19 protein-coding genes are annotated in these 16,546 nt (G+C 61.4%); 10 read left to right on the top strand and 9 right to left on the bottom strand.

Going from position 1 to position 16,546, the window contains the following annotated elements:
• Positions 1–33: 33 nt before the first annotated feature.
• The 3 genes from WI560_RS19655 to WI560_RS19645 are packed head-to-tail and all read left to right on the top strand — an operon-like array spanning position 34 to position 2,516.
• Entirely contained in the window at positions 34–819 is a 786-nt protein-coding gene (locus WI560_RS19655; protein WP_375304489.1) for an SDR family oxidoreductase, read from the top strand.
• An 11-nt stretch (positions 820–830) separates the two neighbouring features.
• Positions 831–1,637, top strand: coding sequence for an SDR family NAD(P)-dependent oxidoreductase (locus tag WI560_RS19650; RefSeq protein ID WP_375304488.1), 807 nt, complete (start codon positions 831–833; stop codon positions 1,635–1,637).
• Between the two features lie 60 nt (positions 1,638–1,697).
• Positions 1,698–2,516: an NUDIX domain-containing protein gene (locus WI560_RS19645; protein ID WP_375304487.1), complete on the top strand. Its 819-nt coding sequence runs from the start codon at positions 1,698–1,700 to the stop codon at positions 2,514–2,516.
• 60 nt (positions 2,517–2,576) lie between these two features.
• On the opposite strand, the gene WI560_RS19640 is transcribed toward WI560_RS19645, so the two are convergent.
• From WI560_RS19640 to WI560_RS19600, 9 genes are all read right to left on the bottom strand, one after another.
• Positions 2,577–3,575, bottom strand: a complete 999-nt coding sequence (locus WI560_RS19640; RefSeq protein WP_375304486.1) for a branched-chain amino acid ABC transporter permease — start codon at positions 3,573–3,575, stop codon at positions 2,577–2,579.
• Positions 3,576–3,577: 2 nt separating this feature from the next.
• The gene (locus WI560_RS19635) at positions 3,578–4,456 is read right to left on the bottom strand and encodes a branched-chain amino acid ABC transporter permease (RefSeq protein ID WP_028138572.1); all 879 of its coding nucleotides are present in this window, start codon (positions 4,454–4,456) and stop codon (positions 3,578–3,580) included.
• 13 nt (positions 4,457–4,469) lie between these two features.
• Entirely contained in the window at positions 4,470–5,183 is a 714-nt protein-coding gene (locus WI560_RS19630; RefSeq protein WP_375304485.1) for an ABC transporter ATP-binding protein, read from the bottom strand.
• Complete coding sequence (locus tag WI560_RS19625; RefSeq protein WP_375304484.1) at positions 5,180–5,989, bottom strand: ABC transporter ATP-binding protein; 810 nt, start codon at positions 5,987–5,989, stop codon at positions 5,180–5,182. Before WI560_RS19625 ends, WI560_RS19630 begins: the two co-directional genes overlap by 4 nt.
• 225 nt (positions 5,990–6,214) lie before the next feature.
• Positions 6,215–7,246, bottom strand: a complete 1,032-nt coding sequence (gene dmpG / locus WI560_RS19620; protein ID WP_375304483.1) for a 4-hydroxy-2-oxovalerate aldolase — start codon at positions 7,244–7,246, stop codon at positions 6,215–6,217.
• Positions 7,243–8,166, bottom strand: coding sequence for an acetaldehyde dehydrogenase (acetylating) (locus WI560_RS19615; RefSeq protein WP_375304482.1), 924 nt, complete (start codon positions 8,164–8,166; stop codon positions 7,243–7,245). The genes dmpG and WI560_RS19615 overlap by 4 nt, the downstream gene beginning before the upstream one ends.
• Before the next feature lie 37 nt (positions 8,167–8,203).
• Positions 8,204–9,013 (bottom strand): 2-keto-4-pentenoate hydratase, encoded by an 810-nt coding sequence (locus WI560_RS19610; RefSeq protein WP_375304481.1) that lies wholly within the window; start codon positions 9,011–9,013, stop codon positions 8,204–8,206.
• Positions 9,014–9,047: 34 nt separating this feature from the next.
• Positions 9,048–9,560, bottom strand: coding sequence for a hypothetical protein (locus tag WI560_RS19605; protein WP_246916573.1), 513 nt, complete (start codon positions 9,558–9,560; stop codon positions 9,048–9,050).
• Between the two features lie 37 nt (positions 9,561–9,597).
• Entirely contained in the window at positions 9,598–10,566 is a 969-nt protein-coding gene (locus WI560_RS19600) for an amidohydrolase family protein (RefSeq protein ID WP_375304480.1), read from the bottom strand.
• Between the two features lie 182 nt (positions 10,567–10,748).
• Between WI560_RS19600 and WI560_RS19595 the strand changes: the two genes are divergently transcribed.
• From WI560_RS19595 to WI560_RS19565, 7 genes are read left to right on the top strand one after another with little or no spacing between them, the layout of a single operon-like run.
• Positions 10,749–11,957: an NAD(P)/FAD-dependent oxidoreductase gene (locus tag WI560_RS19595; protein WP_375304479.1), complete on the top strand. Its 1,209-nt coding sequence runs from the start codon at positions 10,749–10,751 to the stop codon at positions 11,955–11,957.
• Between the two features lie 15 nt (positions 11,958–11,972).
• A complete protein-coding gene (locus tag WI560_RS19590; RefSeq protein ID WP_375304478.1) occupies positions 11,973–13,280 on the top strand; it encodes a Rieske 2Fe-2S domain-containing protein in 1,308 nt (435 codons plus the stop codon).
• A 12-nt stretch (positions 13,281–13,292) separates the two neighbouring features.
• The gene (locus tag WI560_RS19585) at positions 13,293–13,781 is read left to right on the top strand and encodes an aromatic-ring-hydroxylating dioxygenase subunit beta (protein WP_246916565.1); all 489 of its coding nucleotides are present in this window, start codon (positions 13,293–13,295) and stop codon (positions 13,779–13,781) included.
• 27 nt (positions 13,782–13,808) lie between these two features.
• On the top strand, positions 13,809–14,570 hold the full coding sequence (locus tag WI560_RS19580) for an SDR family NAD(P)-dependent oxidoreductase (protein ID WP_375304477.1): 762 nt from the start codon (positions 13,809–13,811) through the stop codon (positions 14,568–14,570).
• Positions 14,567–14,896: a non-heme iron oxygenase ferredoxin subunit gene (locus WI560_RS19575; protein WP_375304476.1), complete on the top strand. Its 330-nt coding sequence runs from the start codon at positions 14,567–14,569 to the stop codon at positions 14,894–14,896. Before WI560_RS19580 ends, WI560_RS19575 begins: the two co-directional genes overlap by 4 nt.
• Positions 14,883–15,674 carry a TetR/AcrR family transcriptional regulator gene (locus WI560_RS19570; RefSeq protein ID WP_375304475.1) on the top strand — a complete coding sequence of 264 codons (792 nt, stop codon included), beginning with the start codon at positions 14,883–14,885 and terminating at the stop codon, positions 15,672–15,674. The genes WI560_RS19575 and WI560_RS19570 overlap by 14 nt, the downstream gene beginning before the upstream one ends.
• Positions 15,671–16,537 (top strand): VOC family protein, encoded by an 867-nt coding sequence (locus WI560_RS19565; RefSeq protein WP_375304474.1) that lies wholly within the window; start codon positions 15,671–15,673, stop codon positions 16,535–16,537. Before WI560_RS19570 ends, WI560_RS19565 begins: the two co-directional genes overlap by 4 nt.
• Positions 16,538–16,546 lie beyond the last annotated feature (9 nt).

Raw genomic sequence — 16,546 nt, 5'->3', positions numbered from 1 at the left:
CAGCCGCACGATTTCCCTGGAAGGAGACAGCAGATGGGGACTGAGCACTCACCGACGGTCTTTGCCCCTCGATTTGCCGGAAAGGTTGTCGTCGTCACCGCGGCGGGAGGTGGGATCGGTGGAGCGACGGCGTTGCGGCTGGCGAGAGAAGGCGCGCAGGCGGTCGTGGCCGTCGACGTGTTGCCCGCCGTTGATCGCATCGAGGCAATGATCGAAATCGCGGGCGCCTCGGCGGTCTGCATGAAAATCGATTGCACCGACGAGCATGCGGTCGCTGCCGCCTTCGATCGCATCTTGTCGCGATTCGGACGCGTGGATGTGCTCGTCAACGGCGTCGGCGGAGGGGGTGGCGGGCGAAACACGGAGTTCGTCGAATCCACATCGCAGACATGGCGAAAGATCGTCGATGTTACCCTCCTCAGCACGATGCTCTGCACTCGCCAGGTCGTTCAGGGAATGCGGGACCGCAAGTATGGAAAGATCGTCAACATCGCTTCGAGCATCGCGCTTGTGCCGACGCCCAAGATGGTTGAGTACGCGTCCGCAAAAGCGGGCGTCATCGGCTTCACGCGGAGCCTGGCCGTGGAATTGGCGCCCTTTGGAGTAAACGTGAATGCGGTGTCACCGGGTCCGATCAAAACGGCTGCCACGGATTCGCTGCCACCCGATGTGCTTGCGCGAAGCGTGAATGCGGTGCCGATGGGGCGGATCGGTCTGCCTGAGGAGATCGCCAGCGCGATCGCCTATCTTGCGAGCGACGAAGCTGCCTACGTGACCGGCCAAAATCTGGCCGTGAACGGCGGTCGCGCGCTGAACTGAGGACAGCAGGCATGGACAAGCTGCAGGGAAAGGTCGCCATAGTGACCGGCGGAGCGGGCGGGATCGGGAGGGCCTACGCGTTGCGCCTGGCGCTCCTGGGAGCCGACGTGGCCATCGTCGATGTCGATCTCGACGTCGCCTCGAAGCACGGCGAGAAGCTCTCCGCCGAGAGTGTGATGGAGGAAGTCAAACGCCTTGGCGGTAGAAGCATCGGAATCCAGGCCGATCTCTCCCAACGGGACGCTGCGCGGAGCGCGGTAAATACGGTGTTTGAGCAGATGGGGCAAATAGACATACTGGTCAACAACGCAGGGGGGGCGATTACTCCGATTGATCGAAGTCGGGCTTCCGAGAGCCCGTTGGAGGACACTGAGAAGCTCTTTGCAGCCAACTTCTACAGCATGGTCCATTGCTGCCAGGCGGCTGTCCCGGTGATGCGCGGACGGGGCGGGGCCATCGTGAATATCGCCACCAACGGCGTTGATAGAACGCCCTCGAGCGGTCGTTTGGCGATGTACAATAGCGCCAAGGCCGCGGTTATCCGATACACGCAAACGCTCGCGGTCGAGCTCGGGCCGGAAGGCATCCGCGTCAACTGCATCTCGCCTGGGATCATCGAAAGCGCGCGCATCAAGGCGCAAGCCGCGTCCCGCAATTTGGGAACGAAAGCCCATGCTGATCTGACACCCATGCGCAGGCTGGGAACACCGGAAGATTGCGCCGGGGTCCTGGAGTTTCTTGTTACCGACCTGTCGCGATACGTCACCGGTGAATGCATTCGGGTGTCGGGGGGCGCTACCCTTGTCTCCGCGGTCTAGGCGCCGGCGGTGTCAGGCCTGGACTGCCTTCCACCATCGATAGAAAGAAGATGACCTGCCATGGAAAGAACCACGCCGGCGAGGGCCGTTCCCGCCTCCACGGTCTTGCTGGTTCGCGATAGACCGGCTTTCGAGGTGCTGATGGTGACCCGGCACCAGCAGTCTACATTTGCTGCCGGCGCTCTGGTCTTCCCTGGCGGAAAGGTTGACCCCGAGGATCGCAATGACGGATGGGGAGAGACGGTCGATGGCTGGCACTCGGTGCCGACTGATCAGCGTGCTCTGCGAATAGCCGCCATTCGTGAGGTGTTCGAGGAGACGGGCCTGCTCATGGCGCAAAGCTCGGCTTCTCGTGACTGCGCCGCTGAAACCGCAACGACCGCGCGCCGCGAAATCCGCGAGGGTCACCTTGATTTTCTGACCTTTGCCCGTAGCGCCGGGATCGTCTTTGACGCGAAACAGCTCGTGCCGTTCGCCCATTGGATAACGCCCGAAGCGATGCCGAAGCGGTTCGATACCCACTTCTATCTGATTGCCGTCGCTTCGGAACAACAGGCCGTTTCCGATGGTCTTGAGATCACAAATGCGGAGTGGATCGCGCCTGCTGAGGCGTTGCGGCTCGGCCGGGCCAGAGAGCGGATTGTCGGCTTTCCGACCCGTCTTAACCTTCAGTTGCTGGCGGAGAGCCGCAATGTCAACGAAGCGCTATCGCGCGCTCAGCAACGGCCCATCGTCACGGTCCAATCCAGGATCGAGCAGCGCCCCGGGGGCAGGGTGCTCACCATTCCCCGAGATGCTGGATATGGGTCAGTGGAAGAGCCCCTCTCGGAAGTGGCAGCCAGAGATCACGCCAGTGTCAGTGTGCCTCGTCGTTCCTAACTGAGGCCTGAAGGCCGCTGGTGGGACTTCTGAAGTCAGCCAATCCGAGACTCGCTTTCTTCATCGCGCGGTCAATCGGTCGAGGATCTGGCGGGAGCCGCGTGGCAGGAGGAAGATCACCAGGAACAGCAGCACGCCGAACACTGCGCCAGAAAGGCCCTTCGAGATGCTCTCCGCCATGTTCGGCACGAAGATGATGAAGGCCGCGCCGACGAACGAGCCGGGCAGCCAGCCGACGCCCCCGACCACCATGCCCAGGAACAACGAGATCGCCAGGGTGATGGTGTAGCTGTCGGGCGCCACGAACTGTACCGCGATGGCGCCGAGCGAGCCGGCGACGCCGGTGATGCCGGCGGACACGCCGAAGGCCAGCGTCTTGTACAAGGCGACGTTGACACCCATCGAGGAAGCCGCGATCTCGTTGTCGCGGATCGCCATGAAGGCGCGGCCGGAGCGGGAGCGCAGCAGGTTGACCGAGAAGATGTAGATCGCGAGCGTCACGGCCAGGGTGAAATAGTACAGCCACATGTCCTGAGACATCGGCAGGCCGAACGGCGCGTCCGGCTTGGTGACGACGAGGCCCTGCACGCCGCCGGTCCAGTGCTCGAGGAAGTTCAGCTTCAGCAGCTGCGGCATCGCGGTCGCGAGCGCAAAAGTCGCGAGTGCCAGGTAGATGCCCGACAACCGCAGCGCCGGTTTGCCGAACAGGTATCCGAAGCCGAAGCAGATCGCGGCGGAAACCGGAATTGTCAGCGCGTAGTTGACGTTGAAGTGCTCCATCAGCACCGCGGAGGTATAGGCGCCGACGGCGTAGAAAGCGCTCTGGCCGAGCGAAAACTGGCCGCTTCCGCCGGTCAGGATGTTCAGCGCCAGCACGGCGAGCCCGTAGATCAGGAGCATCGTCAACTGGAAGATGATGAAGTTCTTGACGAACATCGGCACGATCAACAGCGCCAACAGCACCACCAGCGAGGTGCCGGTGCCCAGCGTCATGGCCCGCTTCGGAACCGCCTCGACCGCCGCGTGGCCTTCGGCGACGACTTCTTCTGCTGCGCTCATGATCAAACTCGCTTGACGATGTGCCGGCCGAACAGGCCAGCGGGTTTGACGACCAGGACGGAGATGATCAGCGCGAGCGCGATCGGGAGCTTCAGCTCATTGCCGACGCCGGGGATGTAGGTGCCGGCGAGATTCTCGAACACTCCGACCAGGAAGCCGCCAACCACGGCGCCGAACGGGCTCGACAGTCCGCCGAGCACCGCGGCGGCGAAGCCGTAGATCAAGACGCCGCCCATCATGTTGGGCTCCAGGAACACCACCGGTGCGATCAGCATGCCGGCGATCGAGCCGATCGCGGTCGCCATGCCCCAGCCGAGCGCGATCATCCAGCTCGTGTTGATGCCGACGAGGCGGGCCGATTCGGGCACCGATGCCGCGGCGCGCATCGCAAGACCGATCCGCGTGTACTGGAAGAAGAAATACAGCGCGAGCAGCAGCGCTATCGTGACGCCGATCATGCCGGCCTGGTGGGTCGAGATCAGCTGGCTGCCGAGGAACGGCGAGGAGCCGAACGGGGTCGGATATTGCTTGATGGTGAAGTCCCAGATCAGGCCGGCCGAGGAGTTGATGATGGCGAACAGCGCGATGAATCCGGCGACATTGGTCAGCACCGGTGCTTTGGCGAGCGGCTTGAACAGGATGCGCTCGATCGCGATGCCGGCGACGAAGGAAAATGCCAGCGTGATCAGGAAGGCGGCCCAATAGGACACGCCCCATTGCATCAGCTGCCAGGAGATGAAGGTCGAGAACATCGCCATCTCGCCTTGCGCGAAGTTGAGATGGTCGATGGCCTGGTAGATCATGACCACGGCGAGCGCCATGCAGGCGTAGATCGCGCCGGTGGCGATGCCGGCCAGGACCTGGTTGGTAAACAGTTCCATTGTCCCGGCTCCCTCAGTAACCCAGATAGGATTTGCGGATTTCTTCGTTGTTCGCGATGTCCTTGGCCTTGCCCGACATCACGATGCGGCCGGTCTCGATCACGTAAGCCTGGTCGGCGAGCTCGAGCGCGAGCTGGGCGTTCTGCTCGACCACCAGGATCGACACCTTGTCCTCGCGGTTGATCTTGCTGAGGATGCCGAACAGGTCGCGCACCACCAGCGGGGCGAGCCCGAAGGAGGGCTCGTCCAGCAGCATCAGCCGCGGCCGCAGCATCAGGGCGCGGGCGACCGCGAGCATCTGCTGCTCGCCGCCGGACAGCGTGCCGGCCTGCTGGGTGTGGCGCTGCTTCAACACCGGGAAATGCGCATACATGCGTTCGATGTCGGAGACGATGCCGGCGCTGTCCTTGCGGGTGATGGCCCCGAGCTGGAGGTTCTCTTCCACCGTCATGTTGGTGAAGGTGCCGCGGCCCTGCGGCACGTGGGCGATGCCGAACCGCACGATGCTCTCGGTGGAGCGGTTGCTGAGCGGCTTGCCTTCAAACTCGACTCCGCCGGTGGAGCGCACCATGTTGCAGATCGCGCGCAGCGTGGTGGTCTTGCCGGCGCCGTTGGCGCCCAGCAGCGTCGTCAGCGAGCCCTCGTTGAGCGAGAAGGACAGGCCGTGGAGCGCCTGGACCTGGCCGTAATAAGCGCGCAGGTCCTTGACGTTGAGCAGTGGCGTCATTGGTCCTTGCTCCCGAGATAGGCCTTGATGACGTCGGGGTCGGCCTGCACCTGGGCGGGGGTGCCTTCCGCGAGCTTCTTGCCGAAATTCAGCGCGACGACGTGGTCGGCGATCGACATCACGAGGCCCATGTGGTGCTCGACCAGCAGCACGGTCATGTGGCGCTCGTCGCGGATTTTGCGGATGAGGTCCCCGAGCACGTAGACTTCCTCGTGGTTGAGGCCGCCGGCCGGCTCGTCGAGCAGCAGGATCTTCGGATCCGCCGCCAGCGCGCGCGCCAGTTCGACGCGCTTCTGCGTGCCGAACGGCAGGCCGGACACGACGGTATGGGCGACATCCTCGAGGCCGAGGTACGCGAGGATCTCCTGCACCTTCCTGTTGATGCTGGCCTCGCTGCGCCGGACCCAGGCAAGCCTCAAGGAGTCGCTGATGATGTCGCTGGAGGTCTTCGCATGGGCGCCGACGCGAACGTTGTCCATTACCGAGAGATTCGGAAACAGCGCCACGTTCTGGAAGGTACGGCCGATGCCGATCTCGGCGATCCGGTGCGGCGGCCGCGTCAGGATGCTTGCGCCTTCCATCAGGATGTCGCCGGACGAGGGCTGATACAGCCGGGACAGGCAGTTGAACAGCGTGGTCTTGCCGGCGCCGTTGGGGCCGATCAAGCCGAGGATCTGGCCCTTGTGCATGTCGAATGACACGCCGTTGAGCGCGACGATGCCGCCAAAGATGACGTTGACTTGGCGTACCGCGAGGAGCGGAATTCTATCGTCGACGATCGAGATTTCCTTGGACCGCCAATGCATGGAGCTCCCCTTGGATCACAGGCTGTGCCCGGATAGTCGCAAATATCGGAACGACTAAACAGGCGTCCTTTCTGATCTCGTAGCTGAGCCTAAAAAATCGCACAAGTGTGCAAATTGAATTTTGTGTCTGGCTGTGAGGGATTTTCGGGGAAAAAGGCGTGCTGCGGCAAAAGAGCCCAGGAGCGAAAATTCGCCCTGGGTTTTCAGATCTAGATATCACCGAGATCAGACCGCGCGGCGCCGCGAAGCGTCGCTGTTCACCAGATCGAGCGCCACGTCGACGATCATGTCCTCCTGACCGCCCACCATGCGCCGTCGGCCAAGTTCGAGCAGAATCTCACGTGAGTCCACGCCGTAGCGCTGCGCGGCCCGTTCGGCATGCCTGAGGAAGGACGAGTAGACGCCAGCAAAGCCGAGGGAAAGCGTCTCCCGATCGACTCGGACCGCGCGATCCTGAAGGGGGCGGATGAGGTCGTCGGCTGCGTCCATCAACTTGAACAGGTTGGCGCCATGGTTGAGGCCGAGCCTGTCCGCCACGGCGACGAACACCTCGATTGGGGTATTGCCGGCACCGGCCCCCATTCCGGCGAGCGAGCCGTCCACGCGCACAGCCCCCTGGTCGACGGCAGCGAGCGAGTTTGCCACGCTGAGCGATAGGTTTTCATGAGCGTGAATACCGACCTCTGTCTCGGGTTTCAGCGCACGCCGTAACGCTTGGACCCGAGCAGCCGCGTCATTCACGAGCAGGGCGCCCGCGGAGTCAGTGACGTAGACGCAGTGGGCACCATAGGACTCCATCAGTCTCGCCTGCTCGGCCAGTGATTCCGGCGGAATCATATGCGCCATCATGAGAAAGCCGGCGACGTCTAGCCCGAGATCCCGCGCAGCCGCGATGTGCTGCTTGGCGACGTCCGCTTCTGTGCAATGTGTCGCAATACGAACCGAGCGGACGCCTGCCTTGGCCGCCGTCCGGAGGTCATGAATCGTTCCGATCCCGGGGATCAGCAACGTCGTCAGTTTGGCATGCTTCAGGACCGAGGCCGCAGCTTCGATCCACTGGAGATCAGAATGTTTTCCGAAGCCGTAGTTGAACGAGGAGCCCTCTAGGCCGTCACCGTGAGCGACTTCCACGGCGTCCACCCTGGCTGCTTCCAGCGCGCCGGCGATGCTCCTCACCTGATCGATGGTGTATTGGTGACGGATGGCGTGCATACCGTCACGAAGCGTGACATCCTGAATATACAGGCGGGGCTTCATGCCACTTTCTCCATTGTCGCTTGCGACGCGAGGCGTTCGGCCGTCGCGAGAGCTGCTGAAGTCATGATGTCGAGATTGCCAGCGTAAGTCGGCAGATAGTGGCCTGCTCCCTCGACTTCGAGGAAGATGCTGACTTTGGTCAAATGCTTCGCCGTTGAGCCGGGGAAGGCCTCTACAGGGTCGAACTGAACGTCCTGCTTCAGTCGATATCCCGGGACGTATCCCTGAACCCGCTCAACCATCTCGTGGACCGACGAGCGGATCGACGCGGTGTCATCGGTCTCAGTCAGACAATAAACCGTGTCGCGCATCACCAGCGGTGGCTCTGCGGGATTGAGAACGATAATCGCTTTGCCGCGTTTGGCGCCGCCAACCGACTCGATCGCCCTGGCGGTGGTTTCGGTGAATTCGTCGATATTCGCTCTCGTTCCAGGTCCCGCCGAGAGCGATGCAATCGAAGCAACGATCTCGGCATAGGGGACAGGCGCAACCCGGCTCACGGCGGCGACCATGGGGATGGTCGCCTGACCACCGCATGTGACCATGTTCAGGTTCGGTTCCCTCAACACCTTGTCGAGGTTCACAGGAGGAATGACATACGGGCCGACCGCCGCCGGCGTGAGGTCAAGCACGAGCTTTCCGTCCTTCTTGAGCTCCGCAGCATGGACTTCGTGAGCCTTGGCAGAAGTCGCGTCGAAAACCAGACCGATATTTGCATAGATGTCGGACTTCTGAAGTCCCTTCAGGCCTTCATGCGTCGTGAATATTCCGAGGCGCTGAGCTCTCGCTAACCCGTCCGAGGATGGATCGACGCCCACCATCGCAGCCATTTCAAGCGCTTTTCCGTACCGCATCACCTTGATCATCAGGTCGGTGCCGATGTTTCCCGAACCTATGATGGCGACCTTCATTTTGGCCATTTATGATCCTTTCGAAGAGCGAAGATGTGGTCGACGGTCAGGCGAAGCGGACTTTTACGGAGCCGAGATCCGAAATTCGCGCCTCGTACTCCTCGCCCGCCGCGGCGCTCACCATCGGTCCCAGCGCTCCAGTCAAGATGACGTCGCCCGCGCGCAGGTGATCGCCGTCTTCATTCGCAGCCAGCCGGCGCACGAGCCAGAGAGCCGCCTTCAGCGGATGTCCCAGGCAGGCAGCCCCGGATCCGACCGAAACAACATTGCCGTTCTTCGTCATGACCATTCCGCAAGTGAGAAGATCGACGTCCGTAAGCCGCCTGATCGAGTTGCCGAGCGCGAAACGGGCGCTGGAGCCGTTGTCGGCGATCGTATCCACGATACTGATCTTCCAGTCCTGGATACGACTGTCGACGATCTCGAGCGCGGGTGCGGCGAAGGCGACGGCGCGCATCAGTTCGGACATTGTCGTGTCGCGACGTTCAAGATCTCGCTCGAGGACAAGCGCAATTTCGGCTTCGATCCTAGGCTGAATGAGAGTCTTGGCCTCTAGGAAGCCGCCTTGCTCGACCTCCATGTCGACAAACAGGGCGCCGAAGTCCGGCTCGTTCACGCCTAGCTGTTGCTGAACTGCGCTCGACGTTAGCCCGATCTTGCGGCCGACAAGGCGACCGCCGGCTCCGAGCCGCCTTGAAGTAAGCTCCGCCTGCACCTGATAGGCCGCGGCCACATTTCCCTGTCCCAGTCGTGCGACGAGGGGGGGAATCTGCGTTCGCCGGCTTTCGGCTTGCTGCAGAGCGTCCGCCGCTTCCAGAATGCTGGCGTCCGTGGTTTTCGATGCGCTTTTCGACATTCTTACTGCCTTTCTGCTGCGGCCCCACTGGGCCTCAATGTCCTTCGGGACCGCCGAAGACCGCCGGCGCTCCGATGCAACTCTCAGCCTCAGCGGACGTCGCGGGCAGATAGACACTATCGACGGCTTCGAACTCGCTTTCAGACAAGTCGACGCGGGTCGCGAACATCATGGGATCGAAGTGCCCGCAGAGTACGGCTGGGTAACGCCACTCGGCACCGGCGAGGCACTTGTCGCCGCATCGGAGCTCGAAGCGCAGCGGATGCTTGCTCCCTGAGCCGCGGCCGCTCTGAAATCCGTCACCGATGCAGTAAGCCTCGAGCCAGATTTCTCCATTCCCTCGCCGTTGCAGCGACACTTCGATATCCAGAAGACCATAAGCGGCGTCAGCCTCGTCATCGGAGTAGAAGTAGGTGTGTGGTATACGCGCGTAGCGAGTTGGGCCCAGCGCCGCCTCGCTGGGTACCTCCGCGTCCGACCGGCCCGGGGTTCTGGGCGGGATACGGCCGAACAGGGCTAACTTCGGCTCGGAACGGCATGTCTTCATCGATTGAAGTCCTTGAATGATACGCCTATCCGCTCGATCATAGGCCGAACAGCGCAGCGGTGTTCGCGGCAAAATCGACTTGAGGAAGGGCGGCTTGCGCGAAGGCCGCGGGTCTGGGCTGCCGGATCAGAAACGGGTAGTCGGAGCCGACGACGAGCCGATTTCTCCCCACACGTGAGGCAAGATAGGACAAGGCCTCGTTGTCGTAGGTGATGGTGTCGTACCAGAAGCGTTTCAGTGTCATCGCCGCAGCTTCGGGAAGATATTCCTTCAGGAGGCTGCCCGCCGAGCAGGCGAAATCGATCCTTGGAAAGATCCAGGCGGTGGCGCCTCCGCCGTGGCTGAGCAGCACCCGCAGTTTGGGAAATCGTTCAAAAATCCTGCCGCCGATCAGGGACACTGCCGCGTAGGCGGTTTCGAGGGGGAAGGCCGAGATGGCGGCGAATTCCCTCTTTCCGCCGATGCGCTCCAAGCCGGTCGGATGCAGCGGGTGGACGAACACGACCAGTCCGAGTTCTTCGGCCGCCGCATAGACCGGGTGCAATCGTTCGTCCCCCAGCGGGGTCCCGTCGATGTGAGTGCCGATCTCGATTCCAAGCAGGCCGTGCGAGCGGACATCGTAGAGCCGTTTTGCCGCAAGTTCGGCGTCCTGCATCGGTACCATTCCGATGCCGCGGAACCTGTCCGGTTTAGCGGAAATCATCCTGGCGATCTTCGCGTTCATGATGCCGCACAGATGATCGGCTTCCTCGGTCGGAAGCCAATGCGAAAGCAATTCCGGCATAGGCGAAAGGACCTGGACGTCGACGCCGTCGTTCTGCATGTCCTTGATCCGTCGATCGACGTCCCAGGAGCGTGAATCGATCGCCCGGAAGACCTTGCCCCGGACCATCACCGCAGCGTCATCGTGCCCGCGGATCTCGATGCTTGGCCACGCATCGCTCTTTGCCGCATCGGCCGGCAGGACGTCCGGGACAACGTGCGTATGGACGTCAATCTTTTGCATTCCCGCCCTCCGGGGGTCATCGAGCGGCCTGGAAGGAGCCTTACGGCCTCCATACCAGTTACCGTGCGGTCAGACGGTTTTTCATTTCCCATCTTTACATTCTCGTTGGACCGTCTATATGCATTTGTCAACGAGAATTTGAACGATCGTGCGAATAGCGAGCAAAGACCGGGAGGTCTTAATTGTCTGACGGCCAGCGATCCATAGCGATCATCGGAGCGGGGCAGGCGGGCGGCCGCGCCGCAGAGGCTTTGCGCGCCGCACAATTCGGCGGGCCCATCACATTGATCGGGGGCGAGCGGCATCTGCCTTACGAAAGGCCCCAGCTCTCCAAATCCATGTTGATCGACGGAGCTGCTCCAAAGTTTATTCGGTCTTTTGAACAATGGGCTGAAATCGACGTCGACCTCCAAGTCGGGACGCATGCGGTCGCGTGTGATCCGGAACGTCGCGTTGTTGCGCTGCAAGACGGTCGGGAGTTTCGGTTCGACAAAATATTGCTGGCGACCGGTACGCGGCCGAGGCGCCTGACCACCCTGGAGGTTGGACCGGTTCCCGTCGCTTACCTCAGGGACATCGACGACTCGATCGCGTTGCGGAACAGGATGGCCGCAGGGGAGCGCGTGCTTCTTGTCGGAGGCGGGGTGATTGGCCTCGAGGTTGCTGCCGCTGCCGTGTCGCGCGGTTGCCCAGTCACCGTCGTCGAAGCGGCAGCAGACGTCTTTGCGCAGGTGGGATCGTCGACCATCAGCGCTTTTTTTCGGCGGCTGCACGCCGACCGGGGCGTGTCGTTCATTTTGGGAAAGACGGCGGTCGCCAATGTCGAAGGTGGAGTTCGATTATCGGACGATACGTTCTGCGCGGCAGATCTGATCCTGATCGGAATAGGGGTTGAGCCCTCGCTCGATCTGGCCCGCGCGCTCGGCTTGCCTTCCGAGTCCGGCATCCGGGTCGATTCTGCCGGCGCGACGGACATCCCGGGAATCTACGCAGCGGGCGACGTTGCGCTGCAGTGGAGCCGGTTCAACGAACGGTGGATGCGGATAGAGAACTGGGCGAACGCTCAGGATCAGGCTGCCGCCGTCGCCAAGTCAATGATCGGTCTGGAGCAATGTTACGAGCCGACGCCGTGGTTCTGGACGGACCAGTACGACGTGAACCTTCAGGTAGTTGGCACCTTGAACGGCGTCGAGGAGATCGTTCGCGGCAACACTGAAGGTCCCAAATTCTGCGTCATCGGTCTCCGCGACGGCGAGGTTGTCGGCGGCGCCACGATCAATTCGCCGAAGGACATGGCCGTGCTTCGGCGATTGGTGAGTATGCGCAAGCGCCCATCACGGAGCGATCTCGAAAACCCGACCTTTGATCTCAAGCGAGCACTCGTATCCTGACTAAAGGAGAAAGACATGAACGCGACCGCCAACCCAAACGAGCCTGCCATTCTCGTCGATCAGTCGAAGAATATCTTCAAGGTGGCAAGAAGAAATTTTGTCGATCCGGAGATTCTCGTCGCCGAGAGGGAGCGGATCTTCGAGCGTAGCTGGCTCTATCTGGGACATGGCTCCGAAATCGCCAAGGCGGGCGATTTCGTTACCCGTAATGTCGCCGGCCGCGGTATCCTGTTCACACGCGATGCGAAGGGCGAGCCGCGCGCAATTCTCAACACATGCCCCCATCGCGGCATGCAGGTCTGCCGGGAAAAGAAGGGGAGCGCAAAATCCTTCCAGTGCTTTTATCATGGCTGGATTTTCGGCCTTGACGGCAAGTTGCGGAGCCAGCCCGGCGAAGAGGGCTACAATGAGGACTTCAAGACACGCGAAACCTCGCACATGACGCCGGTTCCGCGCTTCGAATCCTATCGCGATCTCTATTTCGTCTCGTTCGATCGCAACATCATGCCGCTTTCCGACTACTTGGCTGGCGCGAAAGAATACATCGATCTGATTTGCGATCAGACCAGTCGCGGCATGTCGATCACGCCGGGTACGCAAGAATACTCGATCAGGGCCAATTGGAAGCTCCTGACAGAGAACAGCGTCGATGGCTATCATGCGACGACGACGCATGCGTCCTATTTTGACTATCTCGGCGGAACGACGGGAGCGCCGATCGGCGATCCGGCCACCCGTCCTCCAGGATATGGCTACGACCTCGGAAACGGGCACGCCGTGATCGAGTATCCCGCGCCCTGGGGACGACCTGTTGCTCATTGGATCGCTGCCTGGGGCGAGAAGGGGCGTACCGAGCTTGACAGCATCTTTGCTGAACTTGCGAGCCGGGTAGGACAACAGCGGGCCACGCGCATCGCTAAGCTCAATCGCAACCTGTTCATCTTCCCCAATCTCGTCATCAACGACATCATGGCGGTCACCGTCAGGACCTACTATCCGTCGGCCCCTGACTACATGCAGGTCTCCTCGTGGTCTTTGGCCCCGCAGGGAGAGAGCGAATGGCTGAGCAAGTATCGTCTGCAGAACTTTCTCGAATTTCTCGGGCCCGGGGGATTCGCGACGCCTGACGACGCGGAAGCACTCGAGCATTGTCAGCGGGGCTTCTCCAATTTCAAGGATGTGCCCTGGAACGACATCTCGAAGGGAATGAATACCGACAGGCCGCTACATCGCGACGAGCTCCAGATGCGCGCGTTCTGGACGCAATGGAATCGGATGATGTTCCCGGCACCCGTTCCGCAGAAGTCATCGGTTGCAGCTTGAGGAGGAACGACAATGACAACCGAAGTGACCCGCGCGGATGTTGAGGATTTCCTCTTCCATGAAGCCGATCTGCTGGACCAGTGGCGGCTGCCGGAATGGCTCGAACTCTTCACGGAGGACGCCGAATACCAGGTTCCCTGCATGGATCTGCCGGCCGGCGCCAATCCTGACACCAGCTTGTTCTATATTGCGGATGACCGTTTTCGGCTCGGCGAGCGCGTCAAGCGCCTCATGAAGCGAACGGCTCACGTGGAGTTTCCTCACTCGAAGACACGTCACATCGTCGGAAACGTCCGCCTCAAGTCGCGTTCCGACCATGACATCGATGTTTCGGCCGTGTTCACGACCTATCGCAGCAAAGACGGGGTCACCGATCTCTATCTGGGCAGCAGCGCCTATCGACTGATGCCACATGATGGGAGCTTCAAGATCAAGAGCAAGCGATGTGTTCTGGATGCGGATGCGCTGCGGCCAGCCGGCCGCATCAGCATCGTGCTCTAAGCCCGACACATCAACTGGAGCAACCAATTGTCCCGAAAACTGGAAGGAATGGCGGCGATCGTAACGGGTGCCGCGCAGAACATCGGATTTGCGATTGCGGAGCGGCTACAGAGCGAAGGCGCAAGGCTGCTCATTGCAGACGTTGACGAGGCGGGCATTCGATCGGCGGCGGATCGCCTCGCAACGGCTGGTCGACCGAGGCCGGTGGCGTTCGCCGGCGATCTGTCGAAGGAAGCCATCGTCGAGTCAATGGTCGAATCGGCGTTGAAGAATCTGGGTACGATCGACATTCTGGTCAGCAACGCGGGCGGGGGAATTCTTCGTCCGTTTCTCGAACATACGCCAGAAACTCTGCGCACCACCGTCGATCGCAATCTTTGGACGGCGGTATGGAGTACCTACTACGCCCTGCCCGAGATGCGGAAGAAGAAATACGGCCGCGTCGTCAGCGTCGGCGCAGACTCCATCCGGAACGGTTTGTGGAACCACGCGGGGTACAATGCCGCGAAGGGCGGGGTTCATGGAATGACCACCGGCCTTGCCCGGGAGTTTGCTACCGAGGGCATTACTTTCAACGTCGTCGCCCCCTGTATGGTGGCGACGGAGAACGTGAAGAAGGCCATGGCGAGCGCGCCAGGGTCGATGCGGAAATATCTCGACGTCATACCGATGGCCCGCCCTGCCGAGATGGAAGAGGTCGCATCCATGGTCGCGTATCTGGCCTCGCCGGAAGCGTCCTTCGTCACGGGCCAGGTCATCAGCGTCAACGGCGGGAGCACGATGCTATGAGTTCCGCCGAGACCAGCAATCGTGTGAAGATCTGCCAATCTGTCGAGTTGAACGAGGGAGACATCAAGGGCGTCGATTTGCCAGACGGTCAGCGGGTGGCCCTGTACAGGGTGGGCGAGACGATCTACGCCACTTCCGACACCTGCACGCATGGCGAGGCGTCACTTTCCGAGGAGGGCTTGCTTTCGGGCCACGTGGTCGAATGCAGTTGGCACTTCGGAACGTTCGATGTCCGGACGGGGGCAGCGTTGACGTCACCGTGCACTATCGCGCTTAAGACCTTTCCAGTGGAAGTCGTCGATGGAGACGTCTATGTCTGCTATTGAGCGGAAGAAGCGTCAGGCGAGCCGATCCGGCGGGAAACGTACTCAGGCGGAGCGGTCGCAGGCCACTCAGAAGCTCATCCTGGATGCTGCGGTCCGCATCATGGCGCGCAAGGGAACGGCAGGGTTGAGGACGGGCGACGTGGCCAAGGAAGCCGGCGTCTCGGTCGGAGCTCAATTGCATCATTTTCCGACCAAGCGCAGTCTGGTGGTTGCGGCCTTCCAGCACGTTAACGAGCGCTCCACCGAAATGAGCAACCAGCGCGCTCGGTTTGCCCGGCGTGCGCCGGATCCCGACGCCATCATCGCGGCGATCGTCGCGGACGCTTCGGATTTCTTCTTCGGCAAGGGGTTCTTTATCGAAATGGGTCTCGTTTTCGGCGAGGCCGACGGAGAGTTGCGGAAATTCGTCCGGAAATCGTCCCGGCGATCCCGGTTTTTCGTCGAAAAAACCTGGACCGCCGCGTTGGAGGACAGAGGACTACCCAACGACATTGCGAGCGACATCCTCGCGCTAACACTTGGCATCGTCCGCGGCTTCGTGATGCGGCGTCTTATCGATGACGATCCGGCTCGGCGTGAGCATTTGGTTCGCGTATGGACAGATATGGTCAAAGCCTATCTTTCGACCCAGCTCGCGGCAGAGCAATTGGCGAGATTTTATGCCGCGGCGGATCGCGCCGACGATGACCCCGGATGCCGAAACGCGCCTGTCGTGGCCCTCGCAATGACGCGGACGGCCGGCATCGGGCGACGAAAAAAGACGAAGGAGCGGCCATGAAGAATATCTCCATCGCCCAGGTCTGCTATGTGCGTCTTGGGGTCTCGAACCTGGCGGAGAGTGCGCGCTTTGCCAAGGAAACGGTCGGGCTCGAACCGGTAGGGGGTGCCCATGGCGAAGCCGCGTTCCGCTCAGACAGCATGTACCATCGCGTCTGCCTTACGGAGGGCTCGCCCGATCAGCAAAGCCTGGGGCTCGAACTGACGGACGAGGCCGACTTCCATACAGCCAAAGAGTTGCTCGCAGCGGCAGGATATCCAGTTCGTGAGGCCGATGCGGATGAGTGCAAACGTCGTCATGTGCGACGCGCATTGATCACGCAAGACGGATCGGGCAACGAGATCGATATCGTCGCGCGGCCCGCGCAAAGCGGACGTCGCTACTTCCCGTCGCGGGATGCGGGAATCACCGGTTTCCAGGGGGTGGGCCTGCGAACCGTCGCGCTTTCGCAGGACCTGAAGTTCTGGACCGAAGTGCTGAACGCGCGCGTGAGCGACAGGGCGGGCGACATCACATATCTTCAGATCGACGACCGGCACCACAGGGTGGTGCTCTATCCGTCGAAACGCAATGGCATCCTGGACGTCGCATTCGACGTCGAGAGCTTCGATTGCGTGATGCAGGCCAACTATTTCCTCAAGGAACGTCAAATCAAGGTGCTGCAGGGCCCGGGCCGCGAGACCGCCTCGGGACAGACTTTCGTTCGCTTCCATGGACCGGACAACCTCATGTTCTCGTATGTCCATGGGATGGACAATGTCGGTGGCCGCAGACCGCGTCAATTCAACCTGCGAAACGAGTCGTTGTGCCTTTGGGGAAGCCACTGCGCGGACGTTCCCGAACTCCGCGCGTCCACGATCTAACCGGGAAAG

The organism is Bradyrhizobium sp. A11, from assembly GCF_042077125.1.
Taxonomy (GTDB): domain Bacteria; phylum Pseudomonadota; class Alphaproteobacteria; order Rhizobiales; family Xanthobacteraceae; genus Bradyrhizobium; species Bradyrhizobium japonicum_B.
Note: the sequence above shows the minus strand (reverse complement) of the source record. Positions and strands in the feature narration are given on the sequence as shown.